Genomic DNA, 17,074 nt, shown 5'->3' with positions numbered 1-17,074 from the left:
GCACAGAGGCACCGAGGCCGTCTGCCCTACTTCCCGGACCCACCCCGTCATTGCTGATATCCTGGCCACCGTTTAACTGGTTGCCCGTGCAAGCACGGACACCGGGGGCTAAACTCTGGCAACACTTGCTTCTCCATCCATAAAAGAAGAAAGCCAATAACGAGGTTGCGATGTCGCTACCGCTGGTCGTTTTACTGCCATTTCTGGGTGCCCTGGCGGCCCCACTGTTCGCCCAGGGCGGACGGACAGCCATTGCTGTCGTTTCCTGTGTTCCCGCCATCATTGGGCTGGCGGCACTCTACCCACACTGGGCAATTCTGGCCGATGGCGGCATCGTTCAGCACAGCTCTGAGTGGCTGCCAGCTCTCGGTCTGTCATTCAGTTTCCGCCTGGATGGCCTTTCGCTGCTTTTCGCCCTGCTGATTCTCATCATCGGGCTGCTGATCATCCTGTACGCCCGTTACTACCTGAAGCCCCATGAGAACGTGGGCAAGTTCTACGCGCTGCTGCTGTGCTTCAAGGGCTCCATGCTTGGCATCGTAATGTCAAGCAACCTGTTGCTGATGATGATTTTCTGGGAGTTGACCAGCCTGACATCGTTCTTGCTGATCAGCTTCTGGACCCACAAGCAGGACGCACGGCGTGGTGCGAGGATGGCACTGGCGGTAACTGGAGGCGGTGGCCTGGCGCTGCTGGCGGGCATCCTGCTGATTGGCAATATAGTGGGCAGTTACGAACTGGAAGACGTACTTGCGGCCGGTGACCTGATCAAGAACCACAGCATGTATCCGGTCGCGCTCACCCTGGTGCTGCTTGGCGCATTTACAAAGTCCGCGCAGTTCCCGTTCCACTTCTGGCTGCCCCATGCCATGCAGGCCCCCACACCGGTTTCCGCCTACCTGCATTCCGCAACCATGGTGAAGGCCGGTATATTTCTCATGGCCAGACTGTATCCGGCCCTCGCCGGCACTGAACAGTGGTTCTACATGGTCAGCTTCACCGGTATGGCAACGCTGCTGATTGGCGCCTATGTCGCCATGTTCAAGCACGACCTGAAAGGCCTCCTCGCTCATTCAACCGTCAGCCACCTTGGGCTTATCACCCTGTTGTTCGGCATGGGCACCCAACTGGCCGCTGTCGCTGCCGTGTTCCATGTCATAAACCACGCCATTTTCAAGGCCTCCCTGTTTATGGCAGCCGGCATCATCGACCACGAAACCGGTACCCGGGACATGCGCCGGATCAATGGTCTGTGGCGCTACATGCCCCATACCGCAACGCTGGCCATGGTGGCGGCGGCGTCCATGGCAGGGGTTCCCCTGCTCAACGGCTTCCTGAGCAAGGAAATGTTTTTCGCAGAGGCTCTCGAACTGAACCTGCCCGGACTGTGGGCCTATCTGCCTCCGCTGGTTGCGACCCTGGCGGGTATTTTTGCCGTGGCCTACTCGGCTCGATTCATCCACGATGTGTTTTTCAACGGTCGCCCGGTCAACCTGCCGATATTTCCGCCCCACGAGCCACCCCGGTACATGAAGATCCCGGTTGAGATTCTGGTCTTCGCCTGCCTCATGGTAGGCATGTTCCCAGCCTTTTCCGTAGGGCCGCTGTTGTACGCCGCAGCGGCCGCTACACTGGGCGGCGAAGTGCCCGAATATCATTTGACATTCGCCCACGGCTTCAACCTGCCGCTACTGATGAGCGTTGTCGCCTTCGCTGGCGGTCTGCTGATGTACACCCAGCGCCAGCGCTTTTTCGACTTCCATGCCCGCTTCCGGGAAATTGATGAAAAGGCGGTGTTTGAGGCACTTGTAAGCCGGATCGCAGACGTTGCCCATACCGTCACGGCAGCTATTGAGAACGGTTCGTTGCAGCGCTACGCCATGCTTCTGGTGGTGAGTGTAATTGCGGTTGCGGCGGCCCCGCTCTGGAACCTTGGGATTGCGGTTGGTAGCAACGGGCTTAGCCCGATCGACTGGCCCACCCTTGTTGGCATTGCTGTCCTGGTGGTCGCTGCCCTTGGGACCGCGGTCGTACATCGTGACCGTTTCTTTGCCCTGGTTCTGCTAAGTGTGGTGGGGCTCATTGTTTCCCTAGGCTTTGCACGTTTTTCAGCACCAGACCTGGCCATGACGCAGCTATCCGTTGAGGTAGTCACGATTGTTCTGTTGATGCTGGCGCTCTATTACATGCCCTCATGGACGCCGATCGAGACTCCGAAAGGCCGCCGGTTGAGGGATATTCTGATTGCCGGTGCGGCCGGTATCGGCATGACACTCATTACCCTGGCCATGCTGACCCAGCCGTTTACCTCAATCTCGGAGTTCTTCCTTGAAAACAGCAAGCCCGGCGGCGGTGGCACCAATGTGGTCAACGTTATCCTGGTGGATTTCCGTGGATTCGATACCCTGGGTGAGATCACAGTGCTCGGCATTGCCGCGTTGGGCATCTACGCCATGTTACGCAACGTCGCCCTGACACCACCCCCGGGTGACGGCCAGGGCCATCCATGGACGCGGGACGCGCACCCCATGATGCTGCAACAGATTGCAAGGCCGATGCTGCCACTGGCCCTGATGGTCTCCGTCTATATATTCCTGCGTGGCCACAACATGCCCGGCGGTGGCTTTATCGCCGGCCTTATAACTGCAGTTGCGCTGATCCTGCAGTACATCGCCAGCGGGATGCCCTGGACCCAGGCACGTATTTCCATCCGCTATCACAATGTTATCGGCCTTGGGCTATTGTTCGCGGTGATCGCCGGGGCTGGCAGTTTTGCCTTCGGTTATCCGTTCCTTACGTCCACGTATGACTATGTCTACTGGCCTGTCGTTGGCAAATTCGAGGTGGCCTCAGCCCTGGTGTTTGATCTTGGTGTATACCTGACGGTTATCGGCGCAACACTGCTGGCACTAACCAGCATCGGGCGCCTTTCCCCCCATTCGGCAATCAAGAGTACCAACAAGAAGGAGGGCTCATAATGGAGCTTGCATTCGCGGTGGTCATCGGGGTTTTGACAGCCTCCGGGGTTTACCTGATGCTCAGAGCCCGCACCTTTCCCGTTGTTGTGGGTCTTACCATGCTGTCCTACGGTGTTAATCTGTTCCTGTTTTCGTCCGGGCGGCTTGCTACCGGCGGCCAGCCCATCATTGGAAGTGCCGAAACCTATTCCGACCCTCTCCCCCAGGCACTGGTTCTGACCGCGATCGTTATCGGGTTTGCCATGACGGCCTTTGTGGTTGTGCTTTCCTTGCGCAGCCTGGCCGACAGCGACGATGACCATGTCAATGGCCGTATCCCCGAACAGGACAACGCACGCCAAGAGCAGGAGGATGCCAAATAATGAACCACTGGCTGACTGCCCCCATACTGATTCCGCTGATTGGCGGCATATTGCAGGCATTTATGGGGTACGCGCCCATTACACTAAGGCGCACCCTGGCCATTGCCACCACCGTTCTGACGCTGGTTGCCGCCATCGTTCTTCTGGTTCTTGCCGATGACGGCAGCTATCGCGTCTATGCGTTCGGCAACTGGCAACCCCCGTTTGGTATTGTCCTGGTGCTGGACAGGCTTGCCGCCCTGATGCTGGTGATGACGGCCGTGCTCGCCCTGTTCTGTCACATCTACGCTATCGGCGGCACTGATGAGAACAGTCGCCAGTTTCATGGCCTGTTCCTGTTCCAGCTGCTCGGCCTGAACATTGCGTTCCTGACCGGAGATCTTTTCAACCTCTTTGTTGCCTTTGAGGTTCTGCTGATTGCCTCCTACGGCCTGCTTATGCACGGAGAAGGCACCAGCCGCACCGTACCCGGCCTGCATTACGTGGTGCTGAACCTTGCCGGCTCAGCCGTCTTCCTGATCAGTGTCGGGATGATTTACAGCGTCACCGGAACTCTCAACATGGCGGATCTGGCCATCAAGATCCCCCAGGTTGCCGAGGGAAACCTTCCCCTGGTCAAGGCCGGCGGCATGATGCTGTTGGTGGTGTTCGGACTGAAGGCCGCTATCCTGCCACTGTGCTTCTGGCTGCCCAGCGCTTATGCCAACGCCACAGCCCCCGTTGCGGCACTGTTTGCTGTTATGACCAAGGTGGGCATATACGCTATCATTCGCGTGTATACACTGATGTTCGGCAACCAGGCTGGCGAACTGGCCGGCCTCGGTATGGATTGGCTGTTCCCATTGGCATTGATCACCCTGAGCATGGGCGTTATCGGGGCCCTGGGCGCTGAAAGCCTTCGAAAGCTGGTTGCCTGGCAGGTTATCATCTCGGTGGGGACCCTGTTGGCGGCCATCTCGTTTGGTACGGTAGCCGGCACTTCCGCCGCACTTTTCTATCTGCTCAACACCACATGGGTGGTCGGCGGCCTGTTCCTGGTGGCTGATCTTGTCGACGGTCAACGGGGCAGTGCCGGGGACAAGATCGTGACGGCGCCCCGAATTGCCAACCGCACGTTCCTGAGTGTGCTGTTCCTGATGGGCGCCGTGGCGGCTGTGGGTCTGCCTCCCCTCAGTGGGTTCTTTGCCAAGCTGCTGATTCTCAAGTCAGCGGTTACCGAGTCAGATGTCGCCTGGCTTTGGAGCGTTTTGCTGATTGGCAGCTTCTTTACGCTGATTGCCTACAGTCGCGCGGGTAGTATCGTGTTCTGGCGCAACGTGGACGGCCATATTGAAGAGCGCCAGAAACTGACACCATCCTTGTCTGTATCGGCGAGTGCGCTGATTTCGCTGAGCATTGTGATCGTCGTCCTCGCGGGCCCAATCAGTCGCTACGCAGAAGACACCGCAGCACAACTTCATGATACCAGCGCCTATACCCAAATCTTGAGCGTACCAATGGTTGGGGAGGAAAAGTAATGCTTGACCGCCTGAGCTTTCCGCAGCCATACCTCAGCCTGATTCTTTTTGTTGTCTGGCAGTTCCTGAGTGACGGTATGTCTGGTGCCAGCATTGTCATGGGGTTCGTTCTGGCCTGGTTGATACCCCAATTGACCCGGAGTTTCTGGCCAGACCCTCCAGCCTTCGTCCGTCCCTGGAAACTGCCGTTCTATCTGGCGCTTGTCCTTTACGACATTGTCATCGCCAGCATCTCTGTCGCTCGCCTGATACTCAGCGGCCGCCAGCCCAAACCGGTGTTGGTATCCTATCCACTGGAACTGACGCACCCTCTGGCCATATCCATGCTTGCCAGCACGATTTCCCTGACGCCTGGAACCGTCAGTGCCGATGTCAGCGATGACAGAGCGTTACTGCTGATCCACGCCCTTGACGCAGAAAGTGACGAAGAGGTGATCAACGCCATTCGCACCCGCTACGAGGCCCGTCTTAAGGAGATGTTTCCATGATCACCATAGCGCTGTACATCACCATTGCCATGGTCGTTCTGGCGGCGATACTGAATGTCTACCGGTTGATCAAGGGCCCGGACGCACCAGACAGGGTACTGGCACTGGACACCCTGTATATCAATGCCATCGCGCTGATCATTCTGCTCGGTATAACCCTGGGCACACGCCTGTACCTTGAGGCAGCGCTGCTGATTGCCGTGATGGGCTTCGTCGGCACGGTAGCGATGGCCAAGTATCTGAAACGCGGCAGCGTAATCGAATAACAAACGAAGCAAACACTGGCTAACCAGAGGCTTTCATTAATGAACACCATCGCCGAATACACCCTTGTTACCCTGCTTCTGGCGGGTGGTTTCTTCACCCTGGTCGGCGCTATCGGGCTGGCCCGTCTGCCCGATTTCTATACCCGCCTTCACGGCCCCACGAAGGCAACCACCGTTGGTGTTGGTGCCATTGTTCTGAGTTCCGTAATCTATTTCAGCAGCAAGGGCGAGGGTGTAGACATTTCTGAAGTGCTCATCACCGTGTTCCTGTTCCTGACAGCACCGGTAAGCGCCAACATACTGGCGAAAGCCGCCATGCATATCGGTGTGTCCACAACCAAGAACACCCAGGGAAACACCTGGGACCAGTAGCGGGAAATTTGTCATTGGAGTTGAACAAATTTCCCGTATAGTAGGCTCCCCAATTCTTGAGGAGCCTGACACATGCTGAAAGTAAATGAGTATTTTGACGGAAAGGCAAAATCCATTGCATTCCAGACCACTACCCTGCCGGCAACCGTGGGCGTTATCAGTCCTGGAGAATACGAGTTCGGTACCAGCAAGAAAGAGACCATGACCGTCATCAGCGGTGCGCTGACCGTGCTGTTGCCGGGGATGCAGGAGTGGATGACTTTCGGTTCCGGTGAGTTCTTTGAAGTTGCCGGGCAGGCCAGTTTCAAGGCCAAAACGGACATCGACACCGCCTACCTCTGCACCTACGAATAACCACTGCAAGGCCCGGAACAGGGCAGATGGGGCCAATTGGCATCCATCAGGCCTGATCCGGGCTTTTTTAGATTGAAAGGTTTCTGTTAACGCCAATCTGTGTCAGATTTATCCTACTTCTCGTTATAAAATAGACAATTGAGAAAGAGGCACCGAGTTATGGCACAGACCCGCATCCTGGCACCCGCAAACAACGCCCATCAGTATCCACTGCTGATCAAACAATTGCTGCTGTCCGGCCCCCGGTACGCTCCCGACCAGGAAATTGTCTACGCCAACCGCAGCAAGTACACCTACACCGACCTGGTTGAACGTATTCACCGCCTTGCCAATGCCCTCACCGATGCTGGCGTTAAACCGGGCGATACGGTGGCGGTTATGGACTGGGACACCCCTCGTTACCTGGAGTGTTTCTTTGCCATTCCGATGATTGGCGCCGTGCTGCACACGGTGAATGTGCGCCTGTCTCCGGACCAGATCGTCTACACCATGAACCACGCTGAAGATGACGTGGTGATGGTTCACGACGACTTCCTGCCCATCCTGGAAAGCGTCAAAGACGACATCAAAACCGTTAAACACTATATTCAGTTGAGTGATGAGGCGAGCGCGAAGTCCACCTCACTGGACTCTATTGGTGAGTACGAGGAGCTTCTGGGCAAGGCCGGCAAGCAGTTCGACTTCCCGGACTTCGACGAGAACAGTATCGCCACCACTTTCTACACCACCGGCACTACCGGCAACCCAAAAGGGGTTTTCTTCAGCCATCGCCAACTGGTCCTGCACACCATGGCGATGACCGGCTCTCTGTCCGTGTACGATGAGATGCCACTACTGCGCTCCTCATCGGTATACATGCCGGTAACGCCCATGTTCCACGTACACGCCTGGGGGGTGCCTTACGCCGCCACCATGATGGGCATCAAGCAGGTTTACCCTGGCCGCTATGAGCCGGAACTGCTGGTAGACCTGCTCAAGGAACACAAGGTGACCTTCTCCCACTGTGTACCCACGGTGATGCAGATGATGATGGCCACCGAGTCCATCAAGTCTGCCGATCTCAGCAACTGGCACGTACTGATCGGTGGCAGCGCCCTTACCCGGGGCCTGTGCGATGCCGGTGCCAAATTGGGCATTTCCATGTACTCCGGCTACGGCATGTCGGAAACCTGCCCGCTGCTGAGCACAACACACCTGAATCCGGAAGACCTGGAACTGCCGCTGGACCAGCAAACCTCCAAGCGCATAAAGACCGGGATTGCCGTGCCCATGGTGGAACTGGAAATTGTCGACCCCAAGGGCAATCCGGTCCCCCATGACGGCGACGCCAAAGGAGAAGTGGTCACCCGTGCGCCCTGGCTGACACAGAGTTACTTCAAGGAACCGGAAAAAGGCGAGGAACTCTGGCAAGGCGGATGGTTGCACACCGGTGACGTCGCCAGCATGGAGCCGGACAACACCCTGGTGATCAAAGACCGCATCAAGGATGTGATCAAGACCGGTGGCGAATGGCTGTCCTCCCTGGACCTGGAAAACCTGATCAGCCAGCATCCGGCTGTCGCTGGTGCGGCCGTTGTTGGCGTACCGGACGAGAAATGGGGCGAGCGCCCCCACGCACTGGTCACCCTGAAGCCTGGCGACGACGCTACCGTGGAGGATATTCAGAACCACCTGAAACAGTTTGTGGACTCTGGCGAGATCAACAAATGGGCCATCCCCAACCAGATTGATTTCGTTGAGGATATTCCGAAAACCAGCGTTGGCAAGATCAACAAGAAGCTGATCCGGGATCAGTTGAAATAAGCCAGGTAAACCACATCCGGCTTGCGATCAGGCGCAAGCCGGCATGGTGTTTTCAGCCACCCGCCTTTTTCACTGTCCAGCCATTTTCCTGAAGTAATGGCACCAACAGATCCCGCTGATCGCCCTGAATTTCAACCGTCCCCTCCTTAACGGTGCCACCGGTTCCGCATCGGGCTTTCAGTATCTTGGCGAAGGCTTTCAATTCCTTTTCGTCCAGGGGTATACCGGTAATCAGGGTAACCCCCTTGCCCTTACGACCCTTGGTTTCGCGACTGACACGCACGACCCCGTCGCCGACAGGGCGTGCCGGCGCTCCACAAACACAGTCATCAACTGGCTGGCGACAGTCGGGGCACATCCGCCCCTGTTCCGTGGAAAAAACCAGTCCACCAGAACGGTTTTTCATAACGTCCTCATACAGTCATTGAACCCTGTCTCGGCGCTCAGGCCCCGGGAGGGTATTTTTCAAACATATCCGCAACAATCTCGTCGATCAGCTCTCGCCGCGACTCGGTCGTCTGGTTCTCGTTCAGGTAACGGCGACTGGCTGCCCTCCAGACGACACGGTCAGTATCGGTGTCGACCAACTCCACCACCAGTTTTCCTTCCTGAACTTCCCTGACCGGTGGCGCCGAGGCCAGACCCCAGCCAAAGTTGCCAGTACCAAAACCGAAACCAAGCCCAACACCGCTGCGCTCAAGACGTTCCTCTTCGACGATCTGCCAGGTGACCAGCAGGTCAGCCTCTTCCTGGTCCACTTTGCGCATGGACTTGCGGTTGAGCTCCCGCTCAACGGCGCTCTTGATCCGGCCACCGTCAAGAGAAGTAAAACTCTCGCCCTCGCCCTTCGGCGCAAAGGCCCAGGAGCCATAGTTACCAAAGACCGTATTGGAATCGTAATCAGTCACAACGTTGCTGGCACACCCGGTTAATACCATCAAAAACAGGGACGCAAGGATAAGTCTCATAATCGTGATTGCCTCTTTCCGTACCGCATTTACTCAAGTATACGCACAGACGACACGTGGCGTTTCGCCAATCGTTCCCTATATGTCAAAACTGTAATCCATTCCTCGGGCATCGCAAAAGGCAATGAACACCTCATTCCATTCCTCCGGTAAGTTTACCGTTACCGTCACGCCCAATCCGTACTCTACGGCAACAACCGCAGCGCTGTACTGCTCACACCAGTGCCTGAGCGGTTGTTCATTGGCAAAGGTCGTGGTAACAGTTACTTGTGACATCGGCTGCTGAATCTCGCGGCCGACGGCGGACAACACTGCTTCAGTGGCGCCAGCGTAGGCTCTGACAAGGCCACCGGCGCCGAGCTTGATACCGCCGAAGTAACGGATCACCATCACCAACACGTCACCCATGTCCTTATGCTGGATAACACCAAGGATAGGCTTACCGGCGGTTCCTGATGGCTCGCCATCGTCGTTCATGGCTGCTTCCGCTGCGGCGCCTGGGCGGCCAATCTGGTAAGCCCAGCAGATGTGCCGTGCATCTGGATGGTCTCTATGGGCCTGCTCAAGCCAGGCCTTAACCTCATCCCTGGATGAGACCGGCGCAACCCGGGCAATAAACCGGCTTTTCCGGACTTCCGTTTCCCGTTCCAGAAATCCGGCGGGCACGGGATAATCGGTAGCCATGGCCAACTCACCCCCCAGTAGTAAAGAGCGGAAAGCGCACCAGCACCGCCAGGCCGCCCTGTTCTGCATTGAAAGCGTCAATCTGGCCATCATGGATAGACACAATATCCTTGGCAATCGCCAACCCGAGCCCCCAGCCCTTGCCACCCCGGGACTTATCAGCACGATAAAAAGGCTCAAACAGGTGGGGTAAAACATCCTTCGGCACACCTGGCCCATCATCCCGTATTTCCACCACCAATTGTTGCTGCTCCAAGCGCAGTGTTACATGCACTTTCTTGCCTGGAGGGGTGTGATCAAGAGCATTCTGGAGGACATTGTCGAACGCCCTTTGGATAAGGCCCCGATCTCCCAGTACCGAGGCATGGCGGCAGTCAGTACCGGCGTTAAGCTGGCAGTCCACACCCCTGTGCTCGGCATAGTCCGCGGCATCCCGGAGCACATCGTTAATCACCTGCATCGGTTGAACGGCTTCGCGCTCAATATCCCCGCCCTGTTCCGATACCCGGTAGAGTGTCAGAATCTGGGACGTCATGGCCTCGAGACGTTCGTTCTGTCGCAGGATAGAGGCCATCAGATCCTCGTCCACGCCTCCCTCACTGGCCAGCTCGATGGCGATTCTCTGCCGCGTCAACGGTGTTCGCAAGTCGTGGGAAATATCCCGTAGCAAATGGGTCTGGCGATCCAGCAAATTACACAACTGCTCGGTCATGGCATTGAAGGCCGTCGCCAGCGCACCCACCTCATCCCGACGGCTGGCAATGCCGTTACTGACACGAAGGGAATTATCGCCACCGGCAATTGCACGCGCCGTCGACTCCATATGCTTCAATGGGCGTGAGACCAGCCGGGCAACCCAGAAACAAGCCAAGGTAATGATGACAAAGGCGAGTCCCAGTTCCAGCCATTGAAAGAATCGGGGATTCAGCCAGGCGTCGCCCGTCAGGCGCGGCCAGGCCACCAGCCTGTAGCCCTCGGCCACTTCAATCACCGCGGGCCGTTGCTTATACCAGCCGCCGGATTGCATGCGCTCCCGGATGGATTCCGGCAGACTGCCGTCATTGTGATCCGCTTCGATCAGAAACAGATGCAGGTCCAGCTTGCTGCCCTGCTCTTTCAGGAATCGCCAGGCATCGCCACGCCCTTCGTTTTCACGAACCGCCAGGGCACGAACCGCAAGCTCCTGAAGCCCCGCCTGGCGTTCAATAGCCTGCCTTTCACGATCCTTCAGGGTGTAGGTTACAACGCTGCCAGCAATCATGGTGAGTGCCATGGCCAGCCAGATAGATATGAAAACTCGCCAGAACAAGGGGAACCGGAGGCGCCTGCTCATACCGGTACCCGGTAGCTGTAACCCAGTCCCCGGACGGTTTCGATACGGGGTGGGTCGTCATTGCCGAGCTTTTTCCGCAGATTGCTGATGTGCATATCCAGAGTGCGGTCGTAAGCTTCCAGGCGGCGCCCCAGGGCCCATTGCATCAGGTCGGTCTTACGCACCACACTCCCGGCATGGGCCAGCAACACCTGTAACACTTCGTATTCAGTGGCAGTCAGATCCAACACCGCGTCGTTCTGGTAGATACGACGGTGTACCGGTTCAACCCGCAAATCGCCATAGGTCCTGGTCTCATCCAGGCCCACTTCCTGGTCCCAGGCCACCCGCCTTAGCAGCGCCTGAAGCCGGGCGATGAGTTCACGGGGATTGCAGGGCTTGGGAATGTAGTCATCGGCGCCAACCTCGAAGCCGACAATGCGGTCCGTCTCATCACCACGGGCCGTCAGCAGAACAACGGGAAGATGGGTCCTGGCCCGTAACTGTCGCAAGACTTCCAGGCCACTGATATCCGGCAACATTATGTCCAGCACCACGATGTCGCAGTGCTGCCCCAGGGCCAGTGACAATCCGTCCCGGCCGTTCGCGGCCTCCCTTACGGTAAACCCCTGATTGGTCAGATAGCGGGACAAGAGTTCCCGCAGTTCCTCGTCGTCTTCAACCAACAGCACCCGGTTCTGCATGGCAATCCTCCGTTGTGACTGACGGCAGTCTATCACGACCCGGCAAGGCCGCTGATTTACCCGATTTTCCTTTGCATAACCTTTACAAAACCACTGTGGTGGCATGAAGGCTCACAGACAGTGATTACACACCCCGTTCTGACGTATGGTACTGGGTAAACTACGGAGTAGCCCAGACCATGCCAGAACCCGGTATCCCCGAACTGACCATACACACCGCCCGCTCCATGTGCGATATCAATCCGGAAGACTGGAACCGGCTCGCGGCCAGCAACACGCCCTTCCTTCGCCATGATTTCCTGCTCTCTCTGGAAGAGTCTGGCTGCACAACCGCCGCCACGGGCTGGGCACCTTCCCACCTGATGCTCTACCTGAACAATGAATTGGCAGGCGTAGTGCCGGCGTACCTGAAAACCCACTCCATGGGTGAATACGTGTTCGACTGGGCCTGGGCCGATGCCTATCAGCGTTACGGCATGGACTACTACCCCAAACTGTTGATGGCCGTTCCCTTCACCCCGTGCCAGGGGCCCAGATTGCTATTTTCAGAGAAGCTGCGGGAGTGGATGACACCGGAACGGATTCAGCAATCGCTGCACTCAATTACCGAGACACTGGGCGCCCATTCCTGGCACCTGCTGTTTCCGGAGCAACGGGACCAGGAACTGCTGGCCGCCGAGGAGCAGCTTCACCGGATCGGATGCCAGTTCCACTGGTATAACCATGGCTACAACACCTTCGATGACTTCCTGGCCCGGCTGACATCACGCAAACGCAAGTCCATCCGAAGGGAACGGAGACAGGTCGCGGATCAGGGCATTTCATTCCGGCACTTTTCCGGTGAGGATATCCCGGAGCATGTGTTGGCGGCTTTCCATGTGTTTTACCAGGCCACCTATCTGAAAAGAGGCCAAAGGCCGTACCTGAACAAGACATTTTTCCACCTGCTGAAAGAAAGGCAGGCGGAGCAGCTTCACATCATCATGGCCGTAAAAGAGGGCGAAATGATTGCCGGCGCCCTGTTCCTTCAGGGCGAGGATACGCTCTACGGTCGCTACTGGGGCTGCCTGGAGGAATTCGACCACCTGCATTTTGAAACCTGCTACTATCAAGGCATTGAACTGGCAATCCGGCTGGCACTGGCACGCTTCGACGCCGGCGCCCAGGGGGAGCATAAACTGGTTCGGGGGTTTGAGCCGGTTATCACTCACTCCTGGCACGGCGTCATGCATCCGGGCTTTCGCGATGCCATTGAGAGATTTACCACCGAAGAAGCGGAGCAGGTCATGGCCTATGCCGGAGATGCCTTGCGGGCACTGCCTTTCAGGCAAACGGAGCAGGATCGGTAGCAGGCCAGGGGTTCGTGCGGACACTAACCGGAGCGGGCAGCCATGGAAATGGACTATTTTTTCGACTTTCTCGCAACAACACACCTGATTTTTTTCGTTGCCATTGCAGCTCTCATCCTGGCGATCATTGCGGTGTTTTCAGGGGCCGCTGCCAGGCGAAAGGTATTGGAACAAAGCGATACCGTGAAAAAGCGGGTCGACAGCATGTGGCACGACATGGATGAAATACGTGTGTCCCAGTTCAATAGCCCTGGTGCCCCGGACGCCGGCAATTCCATCGCTGGCGAGCAGTTTTCCGCTGAAAAAGCCGCCTACGAGGCCATCTGGCCATTGGTCTGGTTACTGCATGACAAGCTGGGGATGTTCCTGCGCTCAGTGGAATCCGATGAACCCGCCGGCGAATTGCGGCTTGAAGCCCGCAGGGCGGCACTGGAGGCACGTAGCACCCTCAACCGGGTACGCCCGTTCTGCCATGCTGAAATCGATGAGTTAATCACCCAGTTGATTGACAATCACATCAAGGCTCATCTGGCCGCCTGCCATTTCATGGATCTGCGCAAGGACTCCCTGTCCTCGAACACCAGCCACGAACGGGATGTGCAGAGGGAAAAATTCCACACGCTTTACGAAGGTCAGTCACGTGAACTTCTGAACCAACTGGTTGGTGCTATCAGGCGACGAATGCTCCGTTAGCCCCCACCAACTTTTGCCAGAGTATCTTTCTGCAGTGCCCGCAGGAATTCACTGATGACAACCGGATTCTCACCAAGGGGCTCCAGTGACCGGAAACGCTGCGGCAGGGTAGCAATCATCTGCTCCGCCGCCCGGACCTGGTCATCCAGCGTGGGGATAGCGTCCTCGGGCACTTGCCCGTGTTTCATTACCGGTTTCAGCAACGGATCACCATCGAATACTTCATCCCGACCGGCAACGACATCCTGCGTTATACAGCCGTCTGTCCCAAGGCGACGGTAAATCTGCTTCCTGCCAGGGAACGACTGCTTGCCCGGGGAGTTTTTCATCCTCGGAAGGTCGGCGTATTCAGTCATCTTGAACGCAAGCTCAAGTGCCGGTTCGTCATTCGAGACTCCAATGGCGGTGCCAACGCCAAATCCGTCGATAGGTGCAGCAGCCGAGAGAAGTTTCGCAATCTTGTGCTCGTTCAACCCGCCACTCGCCATGATCTTTATGTCGGTGAAGCCGGCTTCATCCAGCATATTCCTACAATCAACTGCTTCTGCCGCGAGGTCGCCAGAATCCAGGCGGATACCGCCAATACGCACTTCCGGTTCCTCCTTTAGCCACTGGATAATCCGCCTGACCGCGGTGCGGGTGTCATAGGTATCGACCAGCAGCGTTGTGCCCGGGTACAGACGTGCATAAGCCCTGAATGCATCCAGCTCATCCGGGCAGGCCTGGACGAAACTGTGAGCCATGGTGCCATAGACCGGCATGTTGAAATCCAGTCCAGCCAGGACATTGCTGGTTCCGGCAAGCCCGGCCAGGCGATAGGCCCGCACACTCCGGTGAGCCGCATCCACGCCATGGGTACGTCTCATGCCGAAGTCAACAACCGGCCGGTCCCCTGCCGCAAACGTCAGGCGCACGGCCTTGGATGCCAAAACAGATTCCAGGTGCACATAGTTCATGACCAGGCTTTCCAACAACTGCACTTCGGCAACAGGCCCCTCCACTTCCAGCAGAGGCTCCTGGGGAAACAGGGGGGTGCCCTCCGCAACCGCATGAACCGAACCGCTGAACCGGAATCCTCGCAGCCAGTCCAGAAAGCCGGACTGGAAACGGTTCAGGGATTCCAGGCGTTTTATGTGCTCATCCGTAAAGGCGAGGGACTCAATGACCCGGACCACATTCTGCTGACCACAGGCGAGGATAAAGTTCCGGTTGTCCGGGAGTTCGCGAAAAAAAAGACTGAACACTGCGGTGTCGTCCATACCCTCAGACCAGTACGCCTGGGCCATGGCCAGTTCGTATAGGTCCACCAGCAGTGACAGATCGCTTTCTCTTACAACCAGAGGTCGTTTCAGCACAGTTCGGCGCCCTCCTCTTCAAGTTGCTCAAAAACGGCGGGAGCCTCATCCGTCTTAACGGCACGGGTTCCGCTGGTAATGAGTTCAACCTCGAAACCGAGCTTCAGCGCATCCCTCACGGTCGCCTTAACGCACACATCCAGCGCCAGGCCGGCCACGAAAAGCCTGTGAATGCCATGGCGGCGGAGATAACTGTCCAACTGCGTACCGTCGAACGCGGAATAGGCATCGGTATCGAACGCGGTTCCCTTGCTGACCCGGATGGCCGAATCAGGAAGTTCCATTTTCCGGTGAAATTCAGCACCAGGAGTATCCTGAACACAGTGAACGGGCCAGGGGCCCCCGCGATCACTGAAGCTTATGTGATCAACGGTATGCCAGTCGCGGCTGGCAAGAATGGGCCAGCCCGCTTCTTGCGCCTTGCCGATCCACTGGTTGATCGCAGGGAAAATCTCATCACTGCCCGGCACAGCCAGACTGCCGCCTTCACAGAAATCGTATTGAACATCCACCAGTAACAGAGCATTTGGTCCAGTCCCCATAAGAACACCTCCTATGGTTTTAACCGAAATTCGTTCTGATTACCGGATGTCAGCTGTTTTCTATCCTGAAGCCCACCTTCAGTACAACCTGATAGTGTCCGACTTTGCCGTCAACCACATGGCCTCGGGTCTCCTGCACTTCAAACCACTCGATGTTACGAAGGTTCTTGCTGCATTCGGCAATCGCATTTTCGATGGCGTCCTCAATGCTTTTCTTCGAAGAGCCAACCACTTCCACCTTCTTGTAGACATGATGGTCGGACATGACACCTCCTGTTCAAAGGCCGTGTACAGTCAGGCATACCTTTTGAATGCCTGTGTTTTCAGCCTATACCAGTAAACTGCAACCATCAAATGAGAGGGATATCTGTAGAGGGGAGCGCCCCATTCGGGAACTTTCCGGGTCAATTGAACTCTGAAGCCATTCCGTCGTAAATTCATTATCACTCCACATTACCGGATTCAGATGAAAGCCATTAAACGCTGCTTTATCGGCCTTGCCCTGACATTGTCGCTGTTGCTGGCAGGACCGTTGCTTCTGGCCGCCTGCGCAGGTTTTCAGGACTCCGGGAGCTGGCGAACGGCGGACCGCTCCAGTGCAGGGATAGCTCCTTTACCGGAACAGGAAAATGCAGCCGTGGTGCAGGTGTACGGTGCACGCGCCTACAACTGGCGTGGGTATTTTTCGCTGCATACCTGGATCAGCACCAAGGAAGTCGGTGCCAGCCGCTACTACGTACATGAAGTGACCGGGTGGCGACACTATGTGGTCCAGTCCCGGCCTGACGACCCGGATCGCGCATGGTACGGTGCGCTACCGGAGTTAATCGCAGACATTCGCGGTGAACAGGCAGAACGGATTATTCAGCAGCTTGGTGATGTTATTGAGCGTTACCCCTACCCTACGGAATACAACGCTTGGCCCGGCCCAAACAGCAATACGTTTGTGGCCTGGGTTATCCGCCAGATTCCGGAAATGGAAGTGGCTCTTCCCAACCATGCTATCGGTAAGGATTACCTGGGCAATGGCATTGTGTCTGAGGTGCCCGGGGGCGCCGGTTATCAGTTATCCCTGGGTGGTTACTTTGGTGTTCTGGCGGGCGTCCGGGAGGGGCTCGAGCTGAATATCCTCGGGCTGTCTCTGGGCATCAATCCCATGGGACTCGGCATCAAATTACCGGGTATTGGCGAACTGGCCCTTCGCAACACCAATCCTATGGCGGAAGCCGCCAAATTGGATTCTGACCCGGATGCCTCTGAGACGACCGGGGCAGGGACGGTCTCCCAAAAAACGCTTTGAATACGTCCATGTACGCTTGGGCTCCGC

At 56.9% G+C, this 17,074-nt stretch carries 19 protein-coding genes; 11 read left to right on the top strand and 8 right to left on the bottom strand.

The annotated features are described in order from the left end of the window. Positions 1–170: 170 nt before the first annotated feature. From NLU14_RS00850 to NLU14_RS00815, 8 genes are all read left to right on the top strand, one after another. Positions 171–2,978, top strand: a complete 2,808-nt coding sequence (locus NLU14_RS00850; protein WP_275704262.1) for a monovalent cation/H+ antiporter subunit A — start codon at positions 171–173, stop codon at positions 2,976–2,978. Beyond that, positions 2,978–3,340 carry a Na+/H+ antiporter subunit C gene (locus NLU14_RS00845; protein ID WP_275704261.1) on the top strand — a complete coding sequence of 121 codons (363 nt, stop codon included), beginning with the start codon at positions 2,978–2,980 and terminating at the stop codon, positions 3,338–3,340. Before NLU14_RS00850 ends, NLU14_RS00845 begins: the two co-directional genes overlap by 1 nt. After that, positions 3,340–4,857, top strand: coding sequence for a monovalent cation/H+ antiporter subunit D (locus NLU14_RS00840; protein WP_275704260.1), 1,518 nt, complete (start codon positions 3,340–3,342; stop codon positions 4,855–4,857). Before NLU14_RS00845 ends, NLU14_RS00840 begins: the two co-directional genes overlap by 1 nt. Next, a complete protein-coding gene (locus NLU14_RS00835) occupies positions 4,857–5,345 on the top strand; it encodes a Na+/H+ antiporter subunit E (protein WP_275704259.1) in 489 nt (162 codons plus the stop codon). The genes NLU14_RS00840 and NLU14_RS00835 overlap by 1 nt, the downstream gene beginning before the upstream one ends. Further along, entirely contained in the window at positions 5,342–5,611 is a 270-nt protein-coding gene (locus NLU14_RS00830) for a K+/H+ antiporter subunit F (protein ID WP_275704258.1), read from the top strand. The genes NLU14_RS00835 and NLU14_RS00830 overlap by 4 nt, the downstream gene beginning before the upstream one ends. A 39-nt stretch (positions 5,612–5,650) precedes the next feature. Continuing rightward, positions 5,651–5,983, top strand: coding sequence for a Na+/H+ antiporter subunit G (locus tag NLU14_RS00825; protein ID WP_275704257.1), 333 nt, complete (start codon positions 5,651–5,653; stop codon positions 5,981–5,983). Positions 5,984–6,055: 72 nt separating this feature from the next. Next, positions 6,056–6,337, top strand: coding sequence for a pyrimidine/purine nucleoside phosphorylase (gene ppnP, locus NLU14_RS00820; RefSeq protein WP_275704256.1), 282 nt, complete (start codon positions 6,056–6,058; stop codon positions 6,335–6,337). Between the two features lie 159 nt (positions 6,338–6,496). Beyond that, positions 6,497–8,140 carry a fatty acid--CoA ligase gene (locus NLU14_RS00815; RefSeq protein ID WP_275704255.1) on the top strand — a complete coding sequence of 548 codons (1,644 nt, stop codon included), beginning with the start codon at positions 6,497–6,499 and terminating at the stop codon, positions 8,138–8,140. A gap of 52 nt (positions 8,141–8,192) precedes the next feature. Here the strand turns inward: NLU14_RS00815 and NLU14_RS00810 are convergent, their stop codons facing one another. From NLU14_RS00810 to NLU14_RS00790, 5 genes are all read right to left on the bottom strand, one after another. Further along, entirely contained in the window at positions 8,193–8,546 is a 354-nt protein-coding gene (locus tag NLU14_RS00810; RefSeq protein ID WP_275704254.1) for a translation initiation factor Sui1, read from the bottom strand. A 37-nt stretch (positions 8,547–8,583) separates the two neighbouring features. After that, positions 8,584–9,108: a DUF4136 domain-containing protein gene (locus tag NLU14_RS00805; protein ID WP_275704253.1), complete on the bottom strand. Its 525-nt coding sequence runs from the start codon at positions 9,106–9,108 to the stop codon at positions 8,584–8,586. Positions 9,109–9,186: 78 nt separating this feature from the next. Continuing rightward, positions 9,187–9,792, bottom strand: coding sequence for a YigZ family protein (locus tag NLU14_RS00800; protein WP_275704252.1), 606 nt, complete (start codon positions 9,790–9,792; stop codon positions 9,187–9,189). 7 nt (positions 9,793–9,799) lie between these two features. Then, positions 9,800–11,125 carry a sensor histidine kinase gene (locus NLU14_RS00795; RefSeq protein ID WP_275704251.1) on the bottom strand — a complete coding sequence of 442 codons (1,326 nt, stop codon included), beginning with the start codon at positions 11,123–11,125 and terminating at the stop codon, positions 9,800–9,802. Then, positions 11,122–11,808, bottom strand: coding sequence for a response regulator transcription factor (locus tag NLU14_RS00790; RefSeq protein ID WP_275704250.1), 687 nt, complete (start codon positions 11,806–11,808; stop codon positions 11,122–11,124). Before NLU14_RS00790 ends, NLU14_RS00795 begins: the two co-directional genes overlap by 4 nt. 179 nt (positions 11,809–11,987) lie before the next feature. Between NLU14_RS00790 and NLU14_RS00785 the strand changes: the two genes are divergently transcribed. Next, positions 11,988–13,157, top strand: a complete 1,170-nt coding sequence (locus NLU14_RS00785; RefSeq protein WP_275704249.1) for a GNAT family N-acetyltransferase — start codon at positions 11,988–11,990, stop codon at positions 13,155–13,157. 42 nt (positions 13,158–13,199) lie between these two features. Then, positions 13,200–13,850: a hypothetical protein gene (locus tag NLU14_RS00780; RefSeq protein ID WP_275704248.1), complete on the top strand. Its 651-nt coding sequence runs from the start codon at positions 13,200–13,202 to the stop codon at positions 13,848–13,850. On the opposite strand, the gene NLU14_RS00775 is transcribed toward NLU14_RS00780, so the two are convergent. Genes NLU14_RS00775 through NLU14_RS00765 form a run of 3 tightly spaced genes read right to left on the bottom strand, consistent with a single transcriptional unit; the run spans position 13,847 to position 16,012 of the window. After that, positions 13,847–15,205 (bottom strand): nicotinate phosphoribosyltransferase, encoded by a 1,359-nt coding sequence (locus NLU14_RS00775; RefSeq protein WP_275704247.1) that lies wholly within the window; start codon positions 15,203–15,205, stop codon positions 13,847–13,849. The two genes, NLU14_RS00780 and NLU14_RS00775, sit on opposite strands and share 4 nt — an antisense overlap. Continuing rightward, on the bottom strand, positions 15,199–15,747 hold the full coding sequence (locus tag NLU14_RS00770; RefSeq protein WP_275704246.1) for an isochorismatase family protein: 549 nt from the start codon (positions 15,745–15,747) through the stop codon (positions 15,199–15,201). Before NLU14_RS00770 ends, NLU14_RS00775 begins: the two co-directional genes overlap by 7 nt. A gap of 49 nt (positions 15,748–15,796) precedes the next feature. Beyond that, positions 15,797–16,012: a dodecin gene (locus tag NLU14_RS00765; protein WP_275704245.1), complete on the bottom strand. Its 216-nt coding sequence runs from the start codon at positions 16,010–16,012 to the stop codon at positions 15,797–15,799. A 201-nt stretch (positions 16,013–16,213) separates the two neighbouring features. On the opposite strand from NLU14_RS00765, the gene NLU14_RS00760 reads away from it, so the two are divergent. Continuing rightward, complete coding sequence (locus NLU14_RS00760) at positions 16,214–17,047, top strand: DUF3750 domain-containing protein (protein WP_275704244.1); 834 nt, start codon at positions 16,214–16,216, stop codon at positions 17,045–17,047. Positions 17,048–17,074 lie beyond the last annotated feature (27 nt).

The sequence above is a fragment of the Marinobacter iranensis genome (assembly GCF_029207565.1).
Lineage (GTDB): Bacteria > Pseudomonadota > Gammaproteobacteria > Pseudomonadales > Oleiphilaceae > Marinobacter > Marinobacter iranensis.
This window is presented reverse-complemented; position numbering and strand designations above follow the sequence as displayed.

Bases quoted from the DNA above. Each gene is read 5' to 3' on its own strand.
- NLU14_RS00850 (WP_275704262.1), top strand. From the start codon at position 171: ATGTCGCTACCGCTGGTCGTTTTACTGCCATTTCTGGGTGCCCTGGCG.
- NLU14_RS00845 (WP_275704261.1), top strand. From the start codon at position 2,978: ATGGAGCTTGCATTCGCGGTGGTCATCGGGGTTTTGACAGCCTCCGGG.
- NLU14_RS00840 (WP_275704260.1), top strand. From the start codon at position 3,340: ATGAACCACTGGCTGACTGCCCCCATACTGATTCCGCTGATTGGCGGC.
- NLU14_RS00835 (WP_275704259.1), top strand. From the start codon at position 4,857: ATGCTTGACCGCCTGAGCTTTCCGCAGCCATACCTCAGCCTGATTCTT.
- NLU14_RS00830 (WP_275704258.1), top strand. From the start codon at position 5,342: ATGATCACCATAGCGCTGTACATCACCATTGCCATGGTCGTTCTGGCG.
- NLU14_RS00825 (WP_275704257.1), top strand. From the start codon at position 5,651: ATGAACACCATCGCCGAATACACCCTTGTTACCCTGCTTCTGGCGGGT.
- ppnP (WP_275704256.1), top strand. From the start codon at position 6,056: ATGCTGAAAGTAAATGAGTATTTTGACGGAAAGGCAAAATCCATTGCA.
- NLU14_RS00815 (WP_275704255.1), top strand. From the start codon at position 6,497: ATGGCACAGACCCGCATCCTGGCACCCGCAAACAACGCCCATCAGTAT.
- NLU14_RS00810 (WP_275704254.1), bottom strand. From the start codon at position 8,546: ATGAAAAACCGTTCTGGTGGACTGGTTTTTTCCACGGAACAGGGGCGG.
- NLU14_RS00805 (WP_275704253.1), bottom strand. From the start codon at position 9,108: ATGAGACTTATCCTTGCGTCCCTGTTTTTGATGGTATTAACCGGGTGT.
- NLU14_RS00800 (WP_275704252.1), bottom strand. From the start codon at position 9,792: ATGGCTACCGATTATCCCGTGCCCGCCGGATTTCTGGAACGGGAAACG.
- NLU14_RS00795 (WP_275704251.1), bottom strand. From the start codon at position 11,125: ATGAGCAGGCGCCTCCGGTTCCCCTTGTTCTGGCGAGTTTTCATATCT.
- NLU14_RS00790 (WP_275704250.1), bottom strand. From the start codon at position 11,808: ATGCAGAACCGGGTGCTGTTGGTTGAAGACGACGAGGAACTGCGGGAA.
- NLU14_RS00785 (WP_275704249.1), top strand. From the start codon at position 11,988: ATGCCAGAACCCGGTATCCCCGAACTGACCATACACACCGCCCGCTCC.
- NLU14_RS00780 (WP_275704248.1), top strand. From the start codon at position 13,200: ATGGAAATGGACTATTTTTTCGACTTTCTCGCAACAACACACCTGATT.
- NLU14_RS00770 (WP_275704246.1), bottom strand. From the start codon at position 15,747: ATGGGGACTGGACCAAATGCTCTGTTACTGGTGGATGTTCAATACGAT.
- NLU14_RS00765 (WP_275704245.1), bottom strand. From the start codon at position 16,012: ATGTCCGACCATCATGTCTACAAGAAGGTGGAAGTGGTTGGCTCTTCG.
- NLU14_RS00760 (WP_275704244.1), top strand. From the start codon at position 16,214: ATGAAAGCCATTAAACGCTGCTTTATCGGCCTTGCCCTGACATTGTCG.